Origin of the sequence: Streptomyces sp. NPDC050211, from assembly GCF_040656035.1 — a bacterium.
GTDB lineage: Bacteria > Actinomycetota > Actinomycetes > Streptomycetales > Streptomycetaceae > Streptomyces.
In genome coordinates this window covers 35,938-57,420 of record NZ_JBFALC010000063.1, presented here as the reverse complement: position 1 = coordinate 57,420, position 21,483 = coordinate 35,938, and the positions used below count along the sequence as shown (strand labels likewise).

The following is a 21,483-nucleotide window of genomic DNA, read 5'->3' as shown; positions in this document are numbered from 1 at the left end:
CTTCGCCGGTCGTCCCGCAGGTCCCGGCGGTGGCGGTGGCGGCGGCTTCGCCGGTCGTCCCGGTGGTCCCGGCGGTGGCGGCGGTGGCCGTCCCGGCTTCGGTGGCCGTCCCGGCGGTCCCGGTGGCCGTGGTGGCACGCAGGGCGCCTTCGGTCGTCCCGGCGGTCCCGCGCGTCGCGGTCGCAAGTCGAAGCGGCAGAGGCGCCAGGAGTACGAGGCCATGCAGGCCCCGTCGGTCGGCGGCGTGATGCTGCCTCGCGGCAACGGCGAGACTGTTCGCCTGTCGCGCGGTGCCTCGCTCACCGACTTCGCGGAGAAGATCAACGCCAACCCGGCGTCCCTCGTCGCGGTCATGATGAACCTCGGCGAAATGGTCACGGCCACCCAGTCCGTTTCCGACGAGACGCTGGAGCTCCTCGCCGGCGAGATGAACTACACGGTTCAGATCGTCAGCCCCGAGGAGGAGGACCGTGAGCTGCTCGAGTCCTTCGACATCGAGTTCGGCGAGGACGAGGGCGGCGAGGAAGACCTCGTCATCCGTCCGCCGGTCGTGACCGTCATGGGTCACGTCGACCACGGTAAGACCCGGCTCCTCGACGCCATCCGCAAGACGAACGTCATCGCGGGCGAGGCCGGCGGCATCACCCAGCACATCGGTGCCTACCAGGTCGCGACCGAGGTCAACGACGAAGAGCGCAAGATCACCTTCATCGACACCCCGGGTCACGAGGCGTTCACCGCCATGCGTGCCCGTGGTGCCCGGTCGACCGACATCGCCATCCTGGTCGTCGCGGCCAACGACGGTGTCATGCCGCAGACGATCGAGGCGCTCAACCACGCCAAGGCGGCCGACGTCCCGATCGTCGTCGCGGTCAACAAGATCGACGTCGAGGGCGCCGACCCGACCAAGGTCCGCGGTCAGCTGACCGAGTACGGGCTGGTGGCCGAGGAGTACGGCGGCGAGACCATGTTCGTCGACATCTCCGCCAAGCAGGGTCTGAACATCGACTCCCTGCTGGAGGCCGTGGTCCTCACGGCCGACGCCTCGCTCGACCTGCGGGCCAACCCGAACCAGGACGCGCAGGGCATCGCGATCGAGTCCCGTCTCGACCGCGGCCGCGGTGCCGTGTCGACGGTCCTCGTCCAGCGCGGCACGCTGCGGGTCGGCGACACCATGGTGGTCGGCGACGCGTACGGCCGAGTCCGGGCGATGCACGACGACAACGGCAACAACGTCTCCGAGGCGGGTCCGTCGACGCCGGTTCAGGTCCTGGGCCTGACCAACGTCCCGGGCGCGGGCGACAACTTCCTCGTCGTCGAGGAGGACCGCACGGCCCGGCAGATCGCCGAGAAGCGTGCCGCCCGCGAGCGCAACGCGGCCTTCGCCAAGCGCACGCGCCGCGTCTCGCTCGAGGACCTGGACAAGGTGCTCAAGGCCGGCGAGGTCCAGCAGCTCAACCTCATCATCAAGGGTGACGCTTCTGGTTCCGTCGAGGCTCTCGAGTCCTCCCTGCTCCAGCTGGACGTCGGCGAAGAGGTCGACATCCGCGTCCTGCACCGCGGCGTCGGTGCGGTCACGGAGTCGGACATCGACCTGGCGATGGGCTCGGACGCCATCGTGATCGGCTTCAACGTCCGTGCGGCCGGTCGTGCCGCGCAGATGGCCGAGCGCGAGGGCGTGGACGTCCGGTACTACTCGGTCATCTACCAGGCGATCGAGGAGATCGAGGCGGCCCTCAAGGGCATGCTCAAGCCGGAGTACGAAGAGGTCGAGCTCGGTACGGCGGAGATCCGCGAGGTCTTCAAGTCGTCCAAGCTGGGCAACATCGCGGGTGTCCTCATCCGCTCCGGCGAGGTCAAGCGCAACACCAAGGCACGCCTCGTCCGCGACGGCAAGGTCATCGCGGAGAACCTCAACATCGAGGGTCTGCGTCGCTTCAAGGACGACGTCACCGAGATCCGCGAAGGGTTCGAGGGCGGTATCAACCTCGGCAACTTCAACGACATCAAGGTCGACGACGTCATCGCGACGTACGAGATGCGGGAGAAGCCGCGGGTGTAATGCCAACGGTTCGATGCCGGCCGGCGGGACCTCGTTCCCGCCGGCCGGCTCGCGTGTGTGGACGGCCGCTCCAAGGTCTACGGAGCGTAATATCCGTCGATCGGCCCGGCCCTTCGATGTACGGTTCTTGATGTCCCCGCCCGTTCAGTCGGCGGGGCCATCGATCCCGTACCGGCGGGTGAACCGGTTACACACATGTATGTGGGGACGCTGTCCTTCGACCTGCTCCTCGGCGACATACGGTCGCTGAAGGAGAAGCGCTCCGTAGTCCGCCCGATCGTCGCAGAGCTGCAGCGGAAGTACGCCGTGAGCGCGGCGGAGGTGGATCACACGGACCTGCATCGCAGGGCCCTCATCGGCCTCGCGATGGTGTCCGGCGACGCGGGGCATCTGACCGACGTACTGGACCGGTGCGAGCGGCTGGTCGCCGGACGCCCCGAAGTGGAACTGCTGTCGGTGAGACGGCGGATCCGCGGCGACGACGACTGATCTAGAGAACCAAGACAGGAAAGAACGGGAGACGGACCAGTGGCCGACAACGCGCGCGCCAAGAGGCTGGCGGACCTCATCCGAGAGGTGGTGGCCCAGAAGCTGCAGCGTGGGATCAAGGACCCGCGGCTCGGCTCGCACGTCACCATCACGGACACCCGGGTGACGGGCGACCTGCGGGAGGCGACCGTCTTCTACACCGTGTACGGCGACGACGAGGAGCGGGCCGCCGCAGCGGCCGGCCTGGAGAGCGCCAAGGGCGTCCTGCGCTCCGCGGTGGGTGCGGCGGCGGGCGTGAAGTTCACGCCGACCCTCGCCTTCGTCGCGGACGCCCTTCCGGACACCGCCAAGAACATCGAGGACCTCCTCGACAAGGCGCGTGCCTCCGACGAGAAGGTGCGCGAGGTGTCCGCGGGTGCCGCGTACGCCGGTGACGCGGATCCGTACAAGAAGCCGGGTGACGACGAGGACGACGCCGCCGAATGACGCAGAAGAACCGGACGCCCGACGGCCTTGTCATCGTCGACAAGCCGTCGGGCTTCACCTCGCACGACGTCGTCGCCAAGATGCGCGGCATCGCGAGGACACGACGTGTCGGCCACGCCGGCACCCTCGACCCCATGGCGACGGGCGTGCTCGTCCTCGGCGTCGAGAAGGCCACCAAGCTCCTCGGCCACCTCGCGCTGACCGAGAAGGAGTATCTGGGCACGATCCGCCTCGGCCAGACGACCCTCACCGACGACGCCGAGGGCGAGATCACGGGGTCGGTCGACGCCTCGAAGGTCACCCGCGACGCCGTCGACGCCGGGATCGCCAAGCTCACCGGCGAGATCATGCAGGTGCCGTCCAAGGTCAGCGCCATCAAGATCGACGGCGTGCGGTCCTACAAACGGGCCCGCGACGGCGAGGACTTCGAGATCCCGGCCAGGCCGGTCACCGTCTCGTCCTTCGCCGTGTACGACGTCCGCGACGCCGTCGCCGAGGACGGCACCCCCGTGCTCGACCTGGTCGTCTCGGTGGTCTGCTCGTCCGGCACCTACATCCGGGCGCTCGCCCGTGACCTGGGCGCCGACCTGGGCGTCGGCGGCCACCTCACCGCGCTGCGCCGGACGCGCGTCGGACCGTACAAGCTGGACTCGGCCCGGACCCTGGACCAGCTCCAGGAGGAGCTGACGGTGATGCCGATCGCCGAGGCCGCCGCGGCGGCGTTTCCGCGCTGGGACGTGGACGCCAGGCGGGCCCGGCTGCTGTTGAACGGCGTACGGCTGGAGATGCCCGACGAGTACGCGGGCAGGGGCGCCGTGGCCGTGTTCGACCCCGACGGCCAATTCCTCGCGCTCGTCGAGGAGCAGAAGGGCAAGGCGAAGAGCCTCGCCGTCTTCGGCTGAGCAGCCCTTTTTCCTTGGCTGCCCGTGGAGCGGCGGGCACGGGGTCGTACTCTGCCCGCCGCTCCACGGTCCCCCTCGGTTCCCCCACCCCTAGGGTGTATCCACCGACCCCCTCCTGTTCACCCGTGCGGGCAGGCGCTCGGAGTGAACCGAGGGAGCGGAAGGGGGCGCGTTCGCGGCGCGATCTGTCCCGCTGATCATCTTGTGCCTACGGTCGAATACGAGCACGGGTGGACGCGGGGAGGTTCGACCATGGCGGCACGGGGCCCGCGGACCGGAGGCGGACGCCGGACGCCGACCGGCGCGGCCGACGACACGGGCGTAGAGGGCGGGCGGGACGAAGTCCTCGTCCGCATCCACGACTTGGCGGGCCGCCCGCGCGGCACCGGATTCGTCGCCGACCACCAGGGCACGGTCGTCACCAGCCACGAAGTCGTGGACGGCCTGACCCGGATCGTGGTGCACGCCGCCGACGACCGCACCTGCCTGCTGACCGCCGACGCGGTGACCCCGCTGCCCGCCCTGAACCTGGCCCTCGTCCACACCGAGGGACTCGGCGTCGACCCGCTCCCCATCTCGGTCCGGGACACGATCGAGACCGGCCGATACGTCCGCCTCCTCGCCGGATGCTGGCGCGAGGCCCGCGTCCTCGACGTCACCGCCGTGACGTACACGGCCACCGACCGCTTCCATCTCCTCGACGGCGCCCTGGAGTTGGCGATCGGCACCGCCGGCCGCGACGCACTCCGGCTCGGCGGCGGCGCGGCCGGGGGACCGGTCCTCGACGCCACGACCGGCGCCGTCCTCGGCGTCCTCGGCACGGCCCTCCAGTCCGGCCACCGCGACGTGGGTTTCGCAGTCCCCCTGCGCCGCACCACCGAAGGCCCACTCGCCGACCTGCTGGCCCGCAACGCGGCGACGGTCCCCGCCTACGGCGCCGACCTCAACCTGGCCGGAGTCCTGCACCTCACGGCCACATCGCTCGGTCAGGCCGCCCCGCCGATCTCGGTCGAACCGGTCGAACGGGCGGCGACAGCAAGGGAGTTCGCCGCCTTCACCCAGGCATCGGCTTCCGTCCTCGCCCTCGTCGGCCCACCGGGCACCGGCCGCACCACAGAACTGGCATCCCTGGCCACCCGCCGCCACCTGGCCCCCACCCTCTGGCTCCGAGGCGCCGACCTTCACCCCGAGGACACGTCGATCGCGGACGCGACCCGCCGCACCCTCCAACGAGCACCCCGAACCGTCACCCCGGAACACCTCGCCCAGGTGGCCCGCGAGGCCGACCGCCCCCTGCTCCTCCTCCTGGACAGCCCTGAGCACATGCCCCAGTCCTTGGCCGACCGACTCCCGGAGTGGACGGAGGGAACGGTGAGGTGGCTACGGGAGACGGGGGCGCAGCTGGTGCTGGCGTGCAGGGAGGAGTACTGGGAGACGGCGGGCCGCACCTTCCCGCCGGCCCTGCTGCACATCTCAGCCCGTCCGGCGTTTGAGGACGAGGCCGAAGGCCGATCGGGGGTCCAGGGGGCGGAGCCCCTTGGCGGGGTCGAAGGGGCGGAGCCCCTGGAGGATGGGACGGGTAGGGGCGGCGGGGGCGAAGAAGCCAGGACCTCAGCCGCATCCCAGCCCGCACAGGACAACGCCCTCGCACTCCGCGCCAACGCCATCACCGCATCCAGATCACACCCGTCGGAGACCTGCGCCCCCATCGCCGCAACAGCCGCCTCCGCCTCCCCCCGCCGCTCCGCAACCGGAACCAACCCCAGATGCCGCGAAGGCGTATCCACCTGCGGCACCCGCCTCAACACACCCAGAACCGGCACCCCCACCGACTCCAACGCCTCCCGCAACAACTCCTCATGCCGATCCGAAGCCACCTTGTTCAGGATCACGCCCCCGACCCGAACCTCCGGATCCCACGACACAAACCCATGCACCAACGCCGCAACAGACCGAGACTGCGACGACGCATCGACAACCAGCACCACCGGCGCCCGCAACAACTTCGCCACATGAGCGGTGGACGCCAGCTCACCCTCCCCCGCAGCCCCGTCGTACAGCCCCATCACCCCCTCGACGACGGCGATGTCACACCCCCGCGCCCCATGCGCGAACAACGGCCCGATCAACTCCGCCCCGCACAGATACGCATCGAGATTCCGCCCCACCCGCCCGGTCGCCAGCGCGTGATACCCGGGATCGATGTAGTCCGGCCCCACCTTGTGCGGAGACACGACAAGCCCCCGCGCGGCGAACGCGGCCATCAACCCGGTGGCAACGGTGGTCTTACCGCTGCCCGACGACGGCGCGGCAATGACGACCCGAGGAACGGACATCACCACTCGATGCCTCTCTGCCCCTTCTGCCCGACGTCCATCGGATGCTTGACCTTGGACATGTCGGTCACGAGATCGGCGTATTCGACGAGCTTCTCGGGCGCGTTCCGCCCGGTGATGACGACATGCTGGGTCCCCGGCCGATCCCGCAGCACAGCCACGACCTCATCGACGTCGACCCACCCCCAGTGCATCGGATAGGCGAACTCATCGAGCACGTACAGCTGGTACGTCTCGGCGGCCAGATCCCGCTTGACCTGCTCCCAGCCCTCCCGCGCCTTCTCCTCGTTGGTCGAGTTGTCACCCTGGATGTCCCGCTGCACCCAGGACCACCCCTCGCCCATCTTGTGCCAGGCGACGGACCCGCCCTCACCGGAGTCCCCGAGCACCCGCAGCGCCCGCTCCTCGCCGACCTTCCACTTGGCGGACTTGACGAACTGGAACACCCCGATGGGCCACCCCTGATTCCAGGCCCTGAGCGCCAGCCCGAAAGCGGCGGTCGACTTGCCCTTCCCGACCCCGGTGTGCACCACCACCAAAGGCCGGTTACGCCGCTGACGAGTCGTCAGCCCATCATCCGGCACTACACTCGGCTGCCCCTGAGGCATTACGCGGCCCTCCTCTGTACGTCCTTCACCAGCCCGGCGATGGAATCCGCCCGCAGCTCGTCCAACGTCACGGCCGTACCCCCCAGCTCACCGGCAAGCTGCCCGGCGAGCCCCAGCCGCACGGGCCCGGACTCACAGTCGACCACCACCGAAGCGATCCCCTCGGCGGCGAACAACCGAGCCGCACGCCCGGCCAGCACCACCGGCTCAGGCCCACCGGTCGCCCGCCCGTCCGTTACCACGACAACCAGCGCCCGCCGAGCGGGATCCCGCAGCCGCTCCACCCGCAGCACGTCATGCGCCTTCAGCAACCCGGCGGCCAGCGGCGTCCGCCCACCGGTCGGCAGGGACTCCAGCCGAGCGGCAGCGGCATCCACGGACGAGGTCGGCGGCAGAGCCACATCGGCGCTCGCTCCCCGGAACGTCACCAACCCCACCTTGTCCCGCCGCTGATACGCATCGAGCAGCAGCGACACCACAGCCCCCTTCACGGCACTCATCCGCTGCCGCGCCGCCATCGACCCGGACGCGTCGACGACGAACAGCACGAGATTCCCCTCGCGCCCTTCCCGCGTCGCCTGCCGCAGATCGTCCCGCCGCACGACGAGCCCACGCCCGGCCCGACCGCGCGCCCGCTGATGCGGCGCCGCCGCCTGCACGGTCGCCGCCAGATGCAGCTTGGTCAGCGCCCCCCGTGGCCGCCGCGCCCCCGTCGTCCGACCGTGCTCGGTCCGCGCCCGCGAACGCCGCCCGGCGGCACCCTGCCCGATACCGGGAACGCTCAGCACCTTCGTACGAAACGGTTCCGAGGCCCGTACGGCCGACTGCTCCCCGCCGCCGGAGGCCTGCGGCTCGCCGTCCTCACCGGCCTCGGGCCGGGCGCCCGTGTCACCACCCTGCGGACCCTCGTCCGGAGCCGGCTCCCCGCCACCCCCACCCGGACCCGGCCCACCGTCATCGGGATCAGGATCGGGATCGTGGCCGCCGCCGCCGTCCGCGTCGCCGGAGAATTCCTCCAGCGTCTCGTCGAGCTTGTCCTCGTCAAGTCCCGGTGCGTCAAAGGGATTCCGTCGCCGCCGGTGCGGCAGCGCGAGCAGCGCGGCCTGTCGTACGTCCTCCGCCAGCACCTCGGTCCGCCCGGCCCACGCCGCGAGCGCGGTGGCCGTTCGCGCCATCACGATGTCGGCCCGCATGCCGTCCACCTCGAACGCGGCACAGGTCGCCGCGATCTGCCGCAGTGCCCCGTCGCCGAGCAGCACCGACGGCAACAACTCCCGTGCGGCGACGATACGTTGACGTACCGCCGCCTCTTCCTCCGCCCAACGGGCCGCGAAACCGGCCGGATCGTCGTCGTAGGCGAGCCTGCGCCGTACGACCTCCACCCGCTGATCCGGCTCCCGCGACGCAGCGACCTCCACGGTCAGCCCGAACCGGTCGAGCAACTGCGGCCGCAGCTCGCCCTCTTCGGGGTTCATCGTCCCGACGAGCAGGAAACGCGCGGCGTGCCGGACCGACACGCCCTCCCGCTCGACATACGACGCACCCATCGCGGCCGCGTCCAGGAGCAGGTCGACCAGGTGGTCGTGGAGAAGGTTGACCTCGTCGACGTAGAGGATCCCGCGGTGCGCGTCGGCGAGCAGGCCGGGCTCGAAGGCCTTGACGCCCTCGGCGAGCGCCCGCTCGATGTCGAGCGCCCCGACGAGCCGGTCCTCGGACGCGCCGACGGGCAACTCGACCATGCGGGCGGGACGCGTGGTACCGCTGCCGGTCTCGTGCGGTCCGTCGGGACAGCCCGGGTCGGGTGCGCACGGGTCGCAGGAGAAACGGCACCCGGCGACCACGTCCACCTCCGGCAGCAGCACCGAAAGCGCCCGCACCGCCGTCGACTTGGCCGTGCCCTTCTCACCGCGCACCAGCACACCGCCCACCGCCGGCGACACGGCGTTCAGCAGCAGCGCGAGCCGCAGATCGTCCTGGCCGACCACGGCCGTGAAGGGAAAGGGAGTACTCACTGGTCGTCGCCCTCCAGGTCGCCTTCGAGCTCCAGATACGTGGCCCGCAGTCGCTCCAGCGTGTCCGCGTCGGGCTCCGCCCACAGTCCACGGTCGGCCGCTTCGAGCAGCCGCTCGGTGATGCCGCGCAGCGCCCATGGGTTGGACTTCTTCATGAAGTCCCGGTTCTCCGGGTCGAAGACGTACTCGGCGCTCAGCTTCTCGTACATCCAGTCGTCGACGACCCCGGCCGTCGCGTCGTACCCGAAGAGGTAGTCGACGGTCGCCGCCATCTCGAAGGCGCCCTTGTAGCCGTGCCGGCGCATCGCCGCCATCCAGCGCGGGTTGACCACGCGGGCGCGGAAGACGCGGTGGGTCTCCTCGCCGAGGGTGCGGGTCTTGACCTGGTCGGGGGTGGCGGAGTCGCCGACGTACGCCTCGGGGCTGGTGCCCGTCAGATGGCGCACCATGGCGACCATGCCGCCGTGGTACTGGAAGTAGTCGTCGGCGTCGACGAGATCGTGCTCGCGTGTGTCGACGTTCTTCGCGGCGACAGCGATCCGCCTGAACGCCGTCTCCATGTCCCCGCGCGCCGCCCGCCCGTCGAGCCCGCGCCCGTAGGCGTAGCCGCCCCAGACGGCGTACACCTCGGCGAGGTCCGCGTCGGACCGCCAGTTGCGGGCGTCGATGAGCGGGAGCAGCCCGGCGCCGTACGCGCCCGGCTTCGAGCCGAAGATACGGGCCGTCGCGCGTCGTCGGTCGCCGTGCTCGGCGGTGTCCGCGTCGGTGTGGGCCTTCACGTAGTTCTGGTCGGTGGGCTCTTCCAACTCGGCTACCGCGCGCACCGCGTCGTCGATCAGCCCGACCACATGCGGGAACGCATCCCGGAAGAAGCCGGAGATACGGACCGTGACGTCGATGCGAGGACGACCCAGCTCGGTGAGGGGCACGATCTCGCAGCCCGTCACCCGGCGCGAGGCGTCGTCCCACACCGGTCGGCAGCCGAGCAGCGCGAGGATCTCGGCGATGTCGTCGCCCTGGGTGCGCATGGCGGACGTACCCCAGACCGTCAGGCCCACGGACTTCGGGTACTCCCCGGTGTCCTGGAGGTACCGCTGCACCAGCGAGTCCGCGAGGGACTGCCCGACCTCCCAACTCAGCCTGGACGGGATGGCCTTGGGGTCGACGGAGTAGAAGTTGCGGCCGGTCGGCAGGACGTTGACGAGCCCGCGGGTGGGGGAGCCGGAGGGGCCCGCCGGGACGTATCCGCCGTCGAGGGCCTTGAGGATGTGCCCGATCTCGTCGGTGGTGCGCGCGAGCCGGGGCACGACCTCGGTACAGGCGAACTCCAACACGGCCACGGCGTCCGGGAGTTCGGTGCCGAGAACGTCGGCGACCAGGGAACGGGCTGCCGAGACCGCCCAGTCGCGCTCCTCCATCCCCTCCGCCATCCACCGGCACAGCTGCTCCAGCAGGTCGATCGCGTCGGCGGCGGAACGGGCGGGACCGTCCACGAGGTCCGACAGCTCGACCGGAACCTTCAGCGGAGCCCCCGGCTCGGCCAGCAACTCCTTCTCGCTGAGCCCGAAATGGGCCGCGAGACAAGCCCTGAGCCCCGGCAGGGCGTTCGCCTGGCCGCCCCACACCTGCGAGGCACGCAGCACGGCGAGTACGAGGTTCACGCGCGGCTCGCCGACCGGGCCGCCGCCCAGGATGTGCAGCCCGTCGCGGATCTGCACGTCCTTGATCTCGCACAGATAGCCGTCGATGTGCATGACGAACTCGTCGAACGCGTCGTCGTCCGGCTGGTCGTCCACATGCAGGTCGTGGTGCAGCTCGGCCGCCTTGACCAGCGTCCAGATCTGCGCGCGGACCGCCGGCGCCTTCGTCGGGTCCAGGTCGGACACGAGCGCGTACTGGTCGAGCAGCTGCTCCAGCTTGGCCAGGTCGCCGTAGGTGTCGGCACGGGCCATCGGCGGTACGAGGTGGTCGACGACGGTGGCGTGGCCGCGGCGCTTGGCCTGGGTGCCCTCGCCCGGGTCGTTGACGATGAACGGGTAGATCAGCGGGAGTTCACCGAGCACGGCGTCCGGCGCGCAGCCTCCGCTGAGCCCCAGTCCCTTGCCGGGCAGCCACTCCATCGTGCCGTGCTTGCCCATGTGCACGATGGCGTCCGCGCCGAAGCTGTTCTCCAGCCATCGGTACGCCGCCATGTAGTGGTGGGACGGCGGCATGTCCGGGTCGTGATAGATCGCGATCGGGTTCTCACCGAAGCCGCGCGGCGGCTGGATCATCACGACGACGTTCCCGAACTGGAGCGAGGCGAGCACGATGTCGTCCCCGTCGACATACAGCGAGCCCGGCGGCTCGCCCCACGCCTCCACCATGCCGTCCCTGAGTTCCGGGTCCAGCTTGTCGAACCACGCCTGGTAGTCGGCGAGCGGGACGCGCGCGGGCGCGGAGGCCAGCTGGTCCTCGGTCAGCCACTCGACGTCGTGTCCGCCGGCCTCGATGAGCCGGTGGATCAACTCGTCGCCGTTGTCGGGGTATTCGGTGAGGCTGTATCCGGCGTCCTTGAGGGCGTCCAGCACCTGAATCGCCGAGGCGGGCGTGTCGAGGCCGACCGCGTTGCCGACGCGCGAGTGCTTCGTCGGGTACGCGGTGAAGACGAGCGCGAGCTTCTTGTCGGAGTTCGCCTTGTGCTTCAACTTCGCATGTCGTACGGCGATCCCGGCGACCCGCGCGGCCCGCTCGGGGTCGGCGACGTACACGGGGACGTCGTCCGGGCCCTGCTCCTTGAAGGAGAAGGGGACCGTGATGAGCCGCCCGTCGAACTCCGGGATCGCGACCTGCATCGCCGCGTCCATGGGGGAGAGCGCGGCATCCGACTCGTTCCAGGCGGCCCGCGAGGAGGTCAGGCAAAGTCCTTGCAGCACCGGCACATCGAGGTCGGCGAGCGCCCCGATGTCCCAGGCCTCCTCGTCACCGCCGGCCGAGGCCTGCGAGGCGTGCGTGCCGCCGGCGGCGAGGACGGTGGCGATCAGGGCGTCGGCCTTCGCGAGGATCTCGTACAGCCCGGCGTCGGCTCCGCGCAGCGAACCGCAGTACACGGGAAGGGCGTTGGCGCCCCGCGCCTCGATCGCGTCGCACAGGGTGTCGACGAAGGCGGTGTTGCCGCTGAGTTCATGGGCCCGGTAGAAGAGCACGCCGACGGTGGGCCGGCCCGCGACGGGGGAACGCTCGCCATGGACGCCGTACTCCGGCATCTTCTGCGGCTCGACGAACCCCTCACCCGTCAGCAGCACGGTGTCGGACAGGAACCGCGCCAGCTCGGTCAGGTTGGCGGGCCCTCCCTCGACGAGGTACCGCAGCGCCTCCGCCACCACACCCGCGGGCACGGAGGAATCGGCCATCAACTCCGCGTCGGGCACGGCCTCTCCACCGAGCAGCACGGTCGGAATACCGGACGCCTTGAGCGCGGCGAGCCCGTCCTCCCAGGCCCGTTTGCCCCCCAGCAGCCGTACGACGGCGATGTCCGCGCCCTCGACGAGGCCGGGGAGTTCCTGGTCGACGTCCACGCGGGTCGGGTTGCCGATCCGGTAGTCGGCACCGGAAGCGGCCCGGGCCGCCAACAGATCCGTGTCGGCGGTCGACAACAACAACACTGTGCTCATGCGGGCGCTCCCGGTGGAATGAAAGGCAGTCCTTGCGGCACGCCCGACTCGATGAGCCGCCAGAGCGCGCCTGTGTCCGCGTGCTGTTCGATCAGATCGCCGAGCCGGTCGAGCTGCTCCTCGCGCAGCGCGGCGAACGACGTGTCGGGGGCGGGCACGAAACGGCGGCCCGCGGCGCCGGCCACCTCGCGCAGGAAGGCCCGCCGGAAACCGTCCGACTCCAGCGAGCCGTGCCAGTGCGTACCCCAGGTCTGGCCGACCCGGCACCCGTCCAAGAAGGGTTCCCCGCCATCGATTTCGGCGACCCCGTGATGGATTTCGTACCCCTCGACGGGCTCACCGAGGGCTTCCCCTGTCGGCCGGGTGAGGGTCTTCTCGCGAGCGAACCGCACCCGGACCGGAAGGATCCCCAGCCCGTCGACCTGCCCTGCCCGCGACTCGACGTCGTCCTCGATGTGCGCTCCGAGGACCTGGAAGCCACCGCAGATACCGAGGATGGGCCGCTGCTCGGCGGCCCTTCTTGTGAGCGCTTCCGCGAGGCCCCGCTCCCGCAGCCACTCCAGCGCGCGGACGGTCCCCCTGGTGCCCGGGATCACCACCAGATCCGCGTCGGCCAGTTCCTCCGGCCGGTCCACGAACCGCACCACGACGCCGGGTTCGGCGGCGAGGGCGTCGACGTCGGTGAAGTTGGACATGAGGGGAAGAGCGCAGACGGCGACGCGCAACACGTCCTCGCCGACAGGCGGCGAGACCACCGACTCCCGCACCGTCCCCCGCAGGGAGACCCGCAGCCCGTCCTCCTCGTCGATGCCGAGCCCGTGCCGGAAGGGCAGGACGCCGTACGTCCGCCGCCCTGTGAGGCCGTGCAGCATGTCGAGGCCGGGCTCCAACAGGCTGACGTCCCCCCGGAACTTGTTGACCAGGAACCCGGCGACGAGCTCCTGATCCTCGCGCGAGAGCAGCGCGACGGTCCCGAAGAAGGAGGCGAAGACGCCCCCACGGTCGATGTCACCCACCACCAGCACGGGCAGCCCGGCATTGCGGGCGATGCCCATGTTGACGATGTCGGTCCGCCGCAGATTGATCTCGGCCGGAGAGCCGGCCCCCTCACAGATCACCGCGTCATACGTGCCCCGCAACTCGGCAAGACAGTCGAGCACGGTCCCGAGCAGCCGCTCCTGCCGCCCCCCGTGATATCCCCGCGCGCTCAGCTCGCCCACGGGCTTCCCCATGAGCACGACCTGACTGCTCTGCTCGCCACCGGGCTTGAGCAGCACGGGATTCATCAGCGCGGTCGGCTCGACACGACAGGCCTGCGCCTGCATGGCCTGCGCCCGCCCGATCTCCGCGCCCCCCCGGGTCACGAACGAATTGAGGGACATGTTCTGCGCCTTGAACGGCGCGACCTTGACCCCCTGCCGCACCAGCCACCGGCAGATCCCTGCGGTGACGACGCTCTTGCCGGCGTCGGAGGTGGTGCCGGCGACGAGGAGTCCACCGCCCGTCATGACGTACGCCCCTTCACGATGCGGCGCGCGGCGACACAGACGCCGAGCGCGAGCCAGCCGACGCGCCGGGACAGTCGTACGGCCGCTTCGATGTCCTGCGTACCGACGGTCCGCCCGGCCCCGTTCAGTACGGGCCGGTGCTCGACCCGGCCGCCGTACGACAGCGTCCCGCCCAGCCGCACGCCCAGCGCCCCGGCGAACGAGGCCTCCACGGGCCCGGCGTTGGGGCTCGGGTGCTGGGCGGCATCGGTGCGCCAGGCTCGTACGGCCGCACGGGGGTCACCGCCGGCGACGGTGGCGAGTACGGCGGTCAGCCGCGATCCCGGCCACCCCGCCATGTCGTCGAGCCGGGCCGAAGCCCAGCCGTACCGCCGGTACTTGGGCGACTTGTGCCCCACCATGGCGTCGAGCGTGTTCACGGCCCGGAATCCGACGAGCCCGGGAACACCCCCCACAGCGCCCCACACCAGCGCCCCCACGACGGCATCGGAGGTGTTCTCGGCGACGGACTCCACAACGGCCCGGGCGATCCCGTCCGCATCGAGCGCCTGCGGATCCCGCCCGCACAGATGCGGCAGCCGCGCCCGCGCACCCTCGACGTCCCCCGCCTCCAGCGCACGCCCGATGCCCCGGGCCTCCCGGGCAAGCGAAGTCCCCCCGACGACCGCCCAGGTGGCGGCGCCGGTCAGGGCGACGGAGGCGGCAGGGGACGTACGTACGACACGAGCGGCGAGCGCCCCGACGGCCACGGCGCCACCGGCGCACACGGCGGTGTGCAGCGCGCCCCATCCGCGATGGTCGCGCCACAACACCTTTTCCACGGCCCCGGCGACCCGCCCGAACGCGGCGACCGGATGCCCCCGGCGCGGATCGCCGAGCAACAGGTCGCCGAGGAGTCCGGCGGCGGCGCCGTACGCGAAGTCGCGATCGGCACGCATGGAGCTCAGCCGACCGCGGGGTCAGACAGAGACCTGGTACTGCACCTCGAACGGCAGCCGAGCATCGCGATATGTCCTCACTCAGGGTGTCCACGCCCTGGTTCGACGAGACCGGCGGCGAGAGTTCCTGGCTCCCGGGGCTTTCTACCCCGGTGACAGTGGCGGGACCGCGCCGGATTCACACCGGCTTCCTCTTCTGCCGCCGTACATGGCCCCGGCAGTCCACCACGGGGTTGGAAGGGCCGTCAACTTGCCGTTGACCTGCGGCGGGAGAGTGTGCTGAGGCCCACACACAGGTTGGGTGCGGGACGGTGGTCCGTCCCGCACCCGGGTGCTTGCACGTGCCGCGTGTCAGGCGACGATCAGATAGATCCCATAGCCCACCGCCGCCGCGCAGGCCGCGAAGCAGGTGTACGCGCCGGTGACCGCGAGTGCGGCGGAGTCGCCCTGGGACACGGCGCGTTCGCGGCGGGAGAGGCCCGCGACGCCGAGGGTGAACAGGGACACGAGGGCCACGGTGACCACGAGGCTGACGCCGAAGACGGAGCCGAGGGCCGCCCAGTCGATCTTCATGTTGCTGCTTTCTGGATAAGCCGGGTGGGGGAAACCGGGTCAGACCGTGGCCTGCGAAGGCGCCGGTTCGGAGGCCGGGGCGGGGATCGTGGCCGTCAGCTCGTCGGTCGCCGTGCCCGTGGGCGGCGGGGTCACCGCGGCGATCGCCGTCGTCACCACGCCGGCCGGTTCCTCCGTCGTGTCGTTGACGTTCGTGTGGTCGACGACCTCGCGGCGGGAGCGCTGCCAGATCGCGGCGCTGGAGGCGATCAGGAAGACGGCGACCAGGGCGGTGCCCCAGCTGCCGAAGCCGGTCACGTACTCCGCGATCGCTCCGACCAGGGCCGCCGCCGGCAGTGTCAGGCCCCAGGCGACGAACATCCGGGTGGCCGTGGACCAGCGGACGACGCCGCCCTTGCGGCCGAGGCCCGCGCCCATCACCGCGCCGGAGACGGAGTGCGTGGTGGAGAGGGAGAAGCCGAGGTGGGACGAGGCCAGGATGACCGTGGCCGCGCTGGTCTGGGCGGCGAAGCCCTGCTGCGGCTGGAGGTCGGTCAGGCCCTTGCCCATGGTGCGGATGATGCGCCAGCCGCCGAGGTAGGTGCCGAGCGCGATGGCCACGCCCGCGGAGAGGATCACCCAGGTGGGAGGGTTCGAGCCGGGGGCGATGGCGCCGCCGGTGACCAGGGCGAGGGTGATGATGCCCATCGTCTTCTGCGCGTCGTTGGTGCCGTGGGCCAGGGAGACCAGACCGGCGGAGGCGATCTGCCCGGCGCGGTAGCCCTTCGCGGCCGCCTTGCCGTCGGCCTTCTTGCCGAGCGAGTACGACAGCCGGGTGGCGAGCAGCGCGGCGATGCCCGCGACGAGCGGGGCGGCGATCGCCGGGATCAGCACCTTGGTGACGAGCACGTCGCCGTGGACCGCGCCGACGCCGGCCGAGGCGATGGTGGCGCCGATCAGACCGCCCATGAGGGCGTGCGAGGAACTGGACGGGAGGCCGACCAGCCAGGTCAGCAGGTTCCAGAGAATCGCGCCGACCAGGGCGGCGAAGATGACCTCGGGTCGTATGCCGGTCTCGTCGACGAGCCCCTTGGAGATGGTGTTGGCGACCTCCACCGAGAGGAAGGCGCCGACGAGGTTGAGGACGGCGGACATCGCCACCGCGACCTTGGGTCTGAGCGCACCGGTCGAGATGGTCGTGGCCATCGCGTTGGCGGTGTCGTGGAAACCGTTCGTGAAATCGAACGCGAGAGCGGTGATCACCACAATCGCGAGGATCAGCGAGAAGCTTTCCATTTACCCAGGCAATCGTTCGAGGTCGTTGGCCGGTTGAACGTAGGTAACCTGGATGAACGGAAGATGAACTAGGAAGGGCCGCACGGTGTCCTGGCGTGGCGGTTGTCGCACCGCCGGACGCGCGCGGCCCAGACATCCCAAGGGTTAGGAGCCTCGGGCAAACTTCTTCAGCTGGGACAGGGACCCATTGAAGAGATTCTGGTCACCCGGCAGGCTGCCGCTGTTGTCGTACTGCCAGAACGTCCAGACCCCCCAGCCCGCCGGCAGCGTTCCCGCCGTCGACGAGTTGTAGCGGGCGACCCACAGCGCGTGGTTCGAGGCGAAGGCCCGGCTGCTGCCGGTGCATGTGTTCCACCAGTGGGCGGTCGTGTAGATCACCGGGCGGCGTCCGGTGAGCCGCTTGACCTCGTTGCTGAACGACTTGATCCAGGCGACCATCCTGGAGTTGCTCATGTTGTAGCACTTGTGCCTTTTGTCGTACGGGTTGTACTCGATGTCGAGCGCCGGCGGCAGAGTCCAGCCGTCCGCCCGCCAGGCGCCGCCGTTGCGCACGAAATGGGCGGCCTGGGTCTTGCCCGACGACTTGTTGGGCAGCGCGAAGTGGTAGGCCCCGCGGACCAGGCCGGCGCTGCGCGAGCCGTTGTACTGCTGGCCGAAGTACGGGTTGCGGTAGGTGTGGGACTCGGTCGCCTTGACGTAGACGAACTTGGCGCCCTTGCTCGCCGCGCTCCTCCAGTTGACGTTCTTCTGGTGCGAGGAGACGTCGTGTCCCTTCGGCTTGCTCGCGGCGAAGGCCGGAACCTCGGTGAGGGCGATTCCCCCGACGGTCAGCGCCGTCACGGAGGCCGCTATCACCTGGGCGCGGCGACGGAACGGTTTGCGATCACGAGCCATATTTCCCCCCGGAATGGCGACGTGCACGTCAAATCCCCCAGAGAGTACTGGTACGTCCTTGGGCGCTCATCGATCTCCGGCCAAGCCAGGAGCGAGGGGGTTACGTCCCTGTATGCACCCTTCCGGAGGTCGGTCCTCCGCCCTAAAGTGCCCCCGCCTGACGGCGGGTTGACGCCGCGCCTGGCAGGATCGCGGCATGGCTGAGCAGCGGCGGGATCAGGGAGACGGGCGGGAGGCCCGGGAGGGGTCACAGGTTGTGGGGGAGCGATGGGGGAGGGGTGTGCTCCAGGAGGAGGTGCGCGCCTGGGAGGAGCTCGTCGCCACCGCCCGCCGGACCGTGGCCGACGGGCTCGTCGTCGGCACGTCCGGCAATGTCTCGCTGCGCGTCGGGGACACGGTCCTGGTCACACCGTCGGGCGTTCCCTACGACCGCCTCACGCCGGACGACGTGACCGGCGTCGACCTCGACGGCCGGCAGGTGCTCGGCACCCTCGTCCCGACCAGCGAGCTGCCCATGCATCTCGCCGTCCACCGCACGACCGACGCCCGCGCCGTCGTCCACACCCACGCCGTCCACGCCACGGCCGTCTCCACCCTCGTCACCGAGCTCCCGGCGATCCACTACATGACCGGCGCGCTCGGCGGACCCGTCCGAGTCGCCCCATATGCGACGTACGGCAGCGACGAGTTGGCCGAGAACATGCTCCAGGCCCTGACCGGCCGCTCCGCCTGCCTCCTCCAGAACCACGGCACGATGGCCTACGGCACCACCCTCGACCAGGCCTACGACCGCACAGCCCAGCTCGAGTGGATGTGCCGCCTCTGGCTCACGGCCTCCTCGGTGCCGGGCCTGTCCCCGAGCCTGCTGTCGGAGGAGCAGCTGCGGGAGGCGGGGGAGAAGCTGCGGGGGTACGGGCAGCGGGGGTGAGGGTGAAGGAGCGTGGGCTGGGGCGCCCGCCGCTGTCTTCCGCGCCGCTCATCTGTCCCCCGGCTGGCCGACAGCCGGGTCCGCCAGGACACTGAACCCGTGCGCACTGTCAAAACGGCGGCCGCGGCCGTCACCGTAGCCCTGGCGGCCGGCGCGGCCAGCGTGGCCGCCGGACGGTTCGCCAGCGACGCCGCGCTGAGGGTGCCACCGGGACGGCCCCTGCCCGGCGAACCCCGGCTCACCGTGCATGCGACGGCGGCGGGCCAGATCGCGCTCACCCGGGCCCTGGCCTCCCTGCGCCCCGGCACCTACGGCCTGGCCAGCGACGCCTCGCACGCCGTCGTCGGCCCCGTCCTCGGCACGGCGAACCACTCCGCCGACACCGTCGTACGCCGCCTCGAACGCGTCACCCACGGCACCCTCGAGCCCGGCGACAAGGTGTGGCTCACCCCGAACGTGTACGTCGGCAACCCCGGCGACGTCCTCGGCCTGGACCACACCGACGTCGACATACCCGGCGAACTCGGCTCCCTGCCCGCCTGGTTCGTGCCCGGCGTACGGGACATCTGGGTCATCGCGGTGCACGGCCTCGGCAGCACCCGCGAGCACGCCATGAACCTCATGGAGTTCCTGGGCCGCCGCGGCTTCCCGGTGCTGGCCATCGCCTACCGCGGCGACCCCGGCGCCCCCCGCTCCCCGGACGGCCTGAACCACCTCGGCGAGACCGAGTGGCACGACCTGGACGCGGCGATCCACTACGCCGTGCGCCACGGCGCCAAGCAGGTCGTCCTGCACGGCTGGTCCACCGGCGCCACCATGGCGCTGCGCGCCGCCGCTCACTCGGGGCAGCGCGAGCGCGTCTCGGGGCTCGTCCTGGACTCCCCGGTGCTCAGCTGGGAGACCACGCTGCGCGCCCTGGCCTCGGCCCGGCGCACCCCGGGTGCCCTGCTGCCGCTGGCGGTCCGCGCCGCACAGGGCCGCACCGGGCTGCACGGGGACCGCATCACCGACGCCGCCGACCCCGGCCGGCTCTCGGTGCCGACGCTGATCTTCCACGGCCCCGACGACACGGTGGCCCCCTGGGCCCTCTCCCGCCGCCTCGCCGACAGCCGCACCGACCTGATCTCCCTCCACACGGTCCAGCGCGCCCCGCACGCGGCCATGTGGAACGTCGACCCGCAGTCCTACGAAGAGACGCTGCGCCGCTTTCTGACCCCGCTGATGTGACCTCCCGTCCGCCCCGATACCACCCGGTCCCACAGATTCCGTTTAACGCCGTATCGCTGGCCTGTTCTCGGCCCTCCGCCGCCCGCAGGACCCCGTGCGTTGGCCATCCCCGTCGCCCGCCGTGACATTCCGTTTGGGTTTTCGGACCGTCAACCGGAAGACTGCACCCGTGACGTCCCGTATCCCGCGCGACTCCAGGCTTCGACTCGTCCGCCCGCGACCCCTGGCCGCCGCCCCCCGAGCGATGAACCAGCGGCGCTCAAGCCGCCCCGCCCCGCGCCCCCCGGAGGGCACTCCGGCCCGGGCGGAGCTGGCCAGAATGGCTCGCTCCGGTCTGGCCTCCGCGGCCCGTGTCGCCCACTGGGCCGACGCCGCGCTGCACCCCGGCCGCTACGGTGCGAGCCCCGACGGCAAGGGCACCCTCTCCGACACGACCGCCGAACTGGCGGCCAGGGACCTGGGCCTGACCCCGGCTCAGGTCCGCGCCGACTGGGACACCGCCCGCCTCGCCGGCCTCGTCGAGGTGCACGGCGACAGCGCCCGCCCCGGCTGGCGGCTACGCGCCTGGGACCGCGACGACAGCGCCGTACTGCGCGGCTGGGTCGCCCTCTTCGACGCCTGGTCGCTCGCCCATCCGGAACCCGCGGACCACGAGCCCGCCGCCGTCGCCGAGGTCGTCTCGGCCATGCCCCAAGTGCTCTCCTTCCTCCAGCTCTCCGCCGGTCCCGTCCCGGTCGAGCAGCTCCTCGACCTCCTGCAGCAGCGGGTCACCGAACTGCGCACCGAACGCTGCGAGATCCCCTACGGTCCGCAGCCCGAGCCGGCCGCGGAGCCCGCCGACACCCCCCTCGACCCGCTCCTCGACTGGGCCCTGCACGCCCTCGCCTCCGTCGGCGCCCTCACCTGCGGCGACGGGCAGGCCACGCTGACCCCGCTCGGCAGCTGGGCGGTCTGGGTCAAGCTGGAGCAGATCTGCGTCGCCGCGCAGAGCCCCGCCGGGAACATCGAGGTCGCCGCCGAGGAGATGCTCCGCGGCTGCGCCCAGCTCCGCCCGAAGGCGGCCCGCGACGAGTACCGCGCCTGGCTCGCCGCCCGCCCCGTCGGCAGCGCCGTCACCGAGCTGCTCGACGCCGCCCGTGGCGATGACGCCCTGCTGCGCGGCCTCGCTTTCGAGGCACTGCGCGTCGTCGGCGCCCCCGCCGAGCCCGACGTACGCGCCGTGGCCGACGAGCCGACGCTCAGGCCGTACGCCCTGCTGTGGCTCGCCGAGCACGACGGGTTCGATCCGGAGGACGCGCATGAGGTCCTCACCCGGGAAGAGGCCACATGGCTGTGGGTCGACTCGGCCGCGGCCGTCGCCGACCACGGTGAGGCGCCGATGCTCGTGCGGCACCTGGAGTCCGCGGTGCAGCCGACGGTCCCCATGCTGCTCGACGAGGTCCGTGCCGTCGGGCACCCCCGCACCGTGCAGGTCCTGGTCGCCCTCGCGGCGGCACACCCCGACCCCGCGCTGGCCAAGGCGGTACGCCGTGCAGCCTTCCAGGTGCATACCGGCGGGTGAGCGGTCCGCCGGTGGTGCCGGGATGTGTCGT

The 21,483-nt window shown here is 71.2% G+C and carries 15 protein-coding genes, 2 pseudogenes and 1 riboswitch; of the genes and pseudogenes, 8 read left to right on the top strand and 9 right to left on the bottom strand.

Going from position 1 to position 21,483, the window contains the following annotated elements; all coding sequences use genetic code 11:
* The 5 genes and pseudogenes from infB to AB0I98_RS39980 all read left to right on the top strand — a co-directional run.
* Positions 1-2,062, top strand: a 2,062-nt coding sequence (gene infB / locus AB0I98_RS40000; protein ID WP_362950487.1) for a translation initiation factor IF-2, incomplete at its 5' end; no start/stop codon positions are given.
* A gap of 195 nt (positions 2,063-2,257) precedes the next feature.
* Positions 2,258-2,551: a DUF503 domain-containing protein gene (locus AB0I98_RS39995; RefSeq protein ID WP_362950486.1), complete on the top strand. Its 294-nt coding sequence runs from the start codon at positions 2,258-2,260 to the stop codon at positions 2,549-2,551.
* 39 nt (positions 2,552-2,590) lie between these two features.
* Positions 2,591-3,037, top strand: a complete 447-nt coding sequence (rbfA, locus tag AB0I98_RS39990; protein WP_210579003.1) for a 30S ribosome-binding factor RbfA — start codon at positions 2,591-2,593, stop codon at positions 3,035-3,037.
* On the top strand, positions 3,034-3,939 hold the full coding sequence (truB, locus tag AB0I98_RS39985) for a tRNA pseudouridine(55) synthase TruB (RefSeq protein ID WP_362950485.1): 906 nt from the start codon (positions 3,034-3,036) through the stop codon (positions 3,937-3,939). The genes rbfA and truB overlap by 4 nt, the downstream gene beginning before the upstream one ends.
* 252 nt (positions 3,940-4,191) lie before the next feature.
* Positions 4,192-5,418, top strand: a pseudogene (locus AB0I98_RS39980) (trypsin-like peptidase domain-containing protein); the annotation flags it as partial.
* 73 nt (positions 5,419-5,491) lie between these two features.
* On the opposite strand, the pseudogene AB0I98_RS39975 reads toward AB0I98_RS39980, so the two are convergent.
* The 9 genes and pseudogenes from AB0I98_RS39975 to AB0I98_RS39935 all read right to left on the bottom strand — a co-directional run.
* A pseudogene (locus AB0I98_RS39975) lies at positions 5,492-6,275 on the bottom strand (cobyrinate a,c-diamide synthase); the annotation flags it as partial.
* A complete protein-coding gene (cobO, locus tag AB0I98_RS39970; RefSeq protein WP_362950484.1) occupies positions 6,275-6,883 on the bottom strand; it encodes a cob(I)yrinic acid a,c-diamide adenosyltransferase in 609 nt (202 codons plus the stop codon). The pseudogene AB0I98_RS39975 and the gene cobO, both read right to left, overlap by 1 nt.
* The gene (locus AB0I98_RS39965; protein WP_362950482.1) at positions 6,883-8,895 is read right to left on the bottom strand and encodes a putative cobaltochelatase; all 2,013 of its coding nucleotides are present in this window, start codon (positions 8,893-8,895) and stop codon (positions 6,883-6,885) included. Before AB0I98_RS39965 ends, cobO begins: the two co-directional genes overlap by 1 nt.
* Entirely contained in the window at positions 8,892-12,548 is a 3,657-nt protein-coding gene (gene cobN / locus AB0I98_RS39960; RefSeq protein WP_362950481.1) for a cobaltochelatase subunit CobN, read from the bottom strand. Before cobN ends, AB0I98_RS39965 begins: the two co-directional genes overlap by 4 nt.
* Positions 12,545-14,056, bottom strand: coding sequence for a cobyric acid synthase (locus AB0I98_RS39955; RefSeq protein WP_362950479.1), 1,512 nt, complete (start codon positions 14,054-14,056; stop codon positions 12,545-12,547). Before AB0I98_RS39955 ends, cobN begins: the two co-directional genes overlap by 4 nt.
* The gene (locus AB0I98_RS39950) at positions 14,053-14,994 is read right to left on the bottom strand and encodes a cobalamin biosynthesis protein (RefSeq protein WP_362950477.1); all 942 of its coding nucleotides are present in this window, start codon (positions 14,992-14,994) and stop codon (positions 14,053-14,055) included. Before AB0I98_RS39950 ends, AB0I98_RS39955 begins: the two co-directional genes overlap by 4 nt.
* Positions 14,995-15,095: 101 nt before the next feature.
* A riboswitch (cobalamin riboswitch) is annotated at positions 15,096-15,228 on the bottom strand.
* A 117-nt stretch (positions 15,229-15,345) separates the two neighbouring features.
* Positions 15,346-15,567, bottom strand: coding sequence for a hypothetical protein (locus AB0I98_RS39945; RefSeq protein ID WP_301978834.1), 222 nt, complete (start codon positions 15,565-15,567; stop codon positions 15,346-15,348).
* Between the two features lie 39 nt (positions 15,568-15,606).
* Positions 15,607-16,842, bottom strand: coding sequence for an inorganic phosphate transporter (locus AB0I98_RS39940; RefSeq protein ID WP_362950475.1), 1,236 nt, complete (start codon positions 16,840-16,842; stop codon positions 15,607-15,609).
* 144 nt (positions 16,843-16,986) lie between these two features.
* Complete coding sequence (locus AB0I98_RS39935; RefSeq protein ID WP_362950474.1) at positions 16,987-17,736, bottom strand: lysozyme; 750 nt, start codon at positions 17,734-17,736, stop codon at positions 16,987-16,989.
* 196 nt (positions 17,737-17,932) lie between these two features.
* On the opposite strand from AB0I98_RS39935, the gene AB0I98_RS39930 reads away from it, so the two are divergent.
* The 3 genes from AB0I98_RS39930 to AB0I98_RS39920 all read left to right on the top strand — a co-directional run bounded on the left by AB0I98_RS39930 (position 17,933) and on the right by AB0I98_RS39920 (position 21,452).
* Complete coding sequence (locus tag AB0I98_RS39930) at positions 17,933-18,664, top strand: class II aldolase/adducin family protein (protein ID WP_362950472.1); 732 nt, start codon at positions 17,933-17,935, stop codon at positions 18,662-18,664.
* Between the two features lie 99 nt (positions 18,665-18,763).
* Positions 18,764-19,891 carry an alpha/beta fold hydrolase gene (locus AB0I98_RS39925; protein WP_362950471.1) on the top strand — a complete coding sequence of 376 codons (1,128 nt, stop codon included), beginning with the start codon at positions 18,764-18,766 and terminating at the stop codon, positions 19,889-19,891.
* A gap of 169 nt (positions 19,892-20,060) precedes the next feature.
* Positions 20,061-21,452: a hypothetical protein gene (locus tag AB0I98_RS39920; protein ID WP_362950470.1), complete on the top strand. Its 1,392-nt coding sequence runs from the start codon at positions 20,061-20,063 to the stop codon at positions 21,450-21,452.
* Positions 21,453-21,483 lie beyond the last annotated feature (31 nt).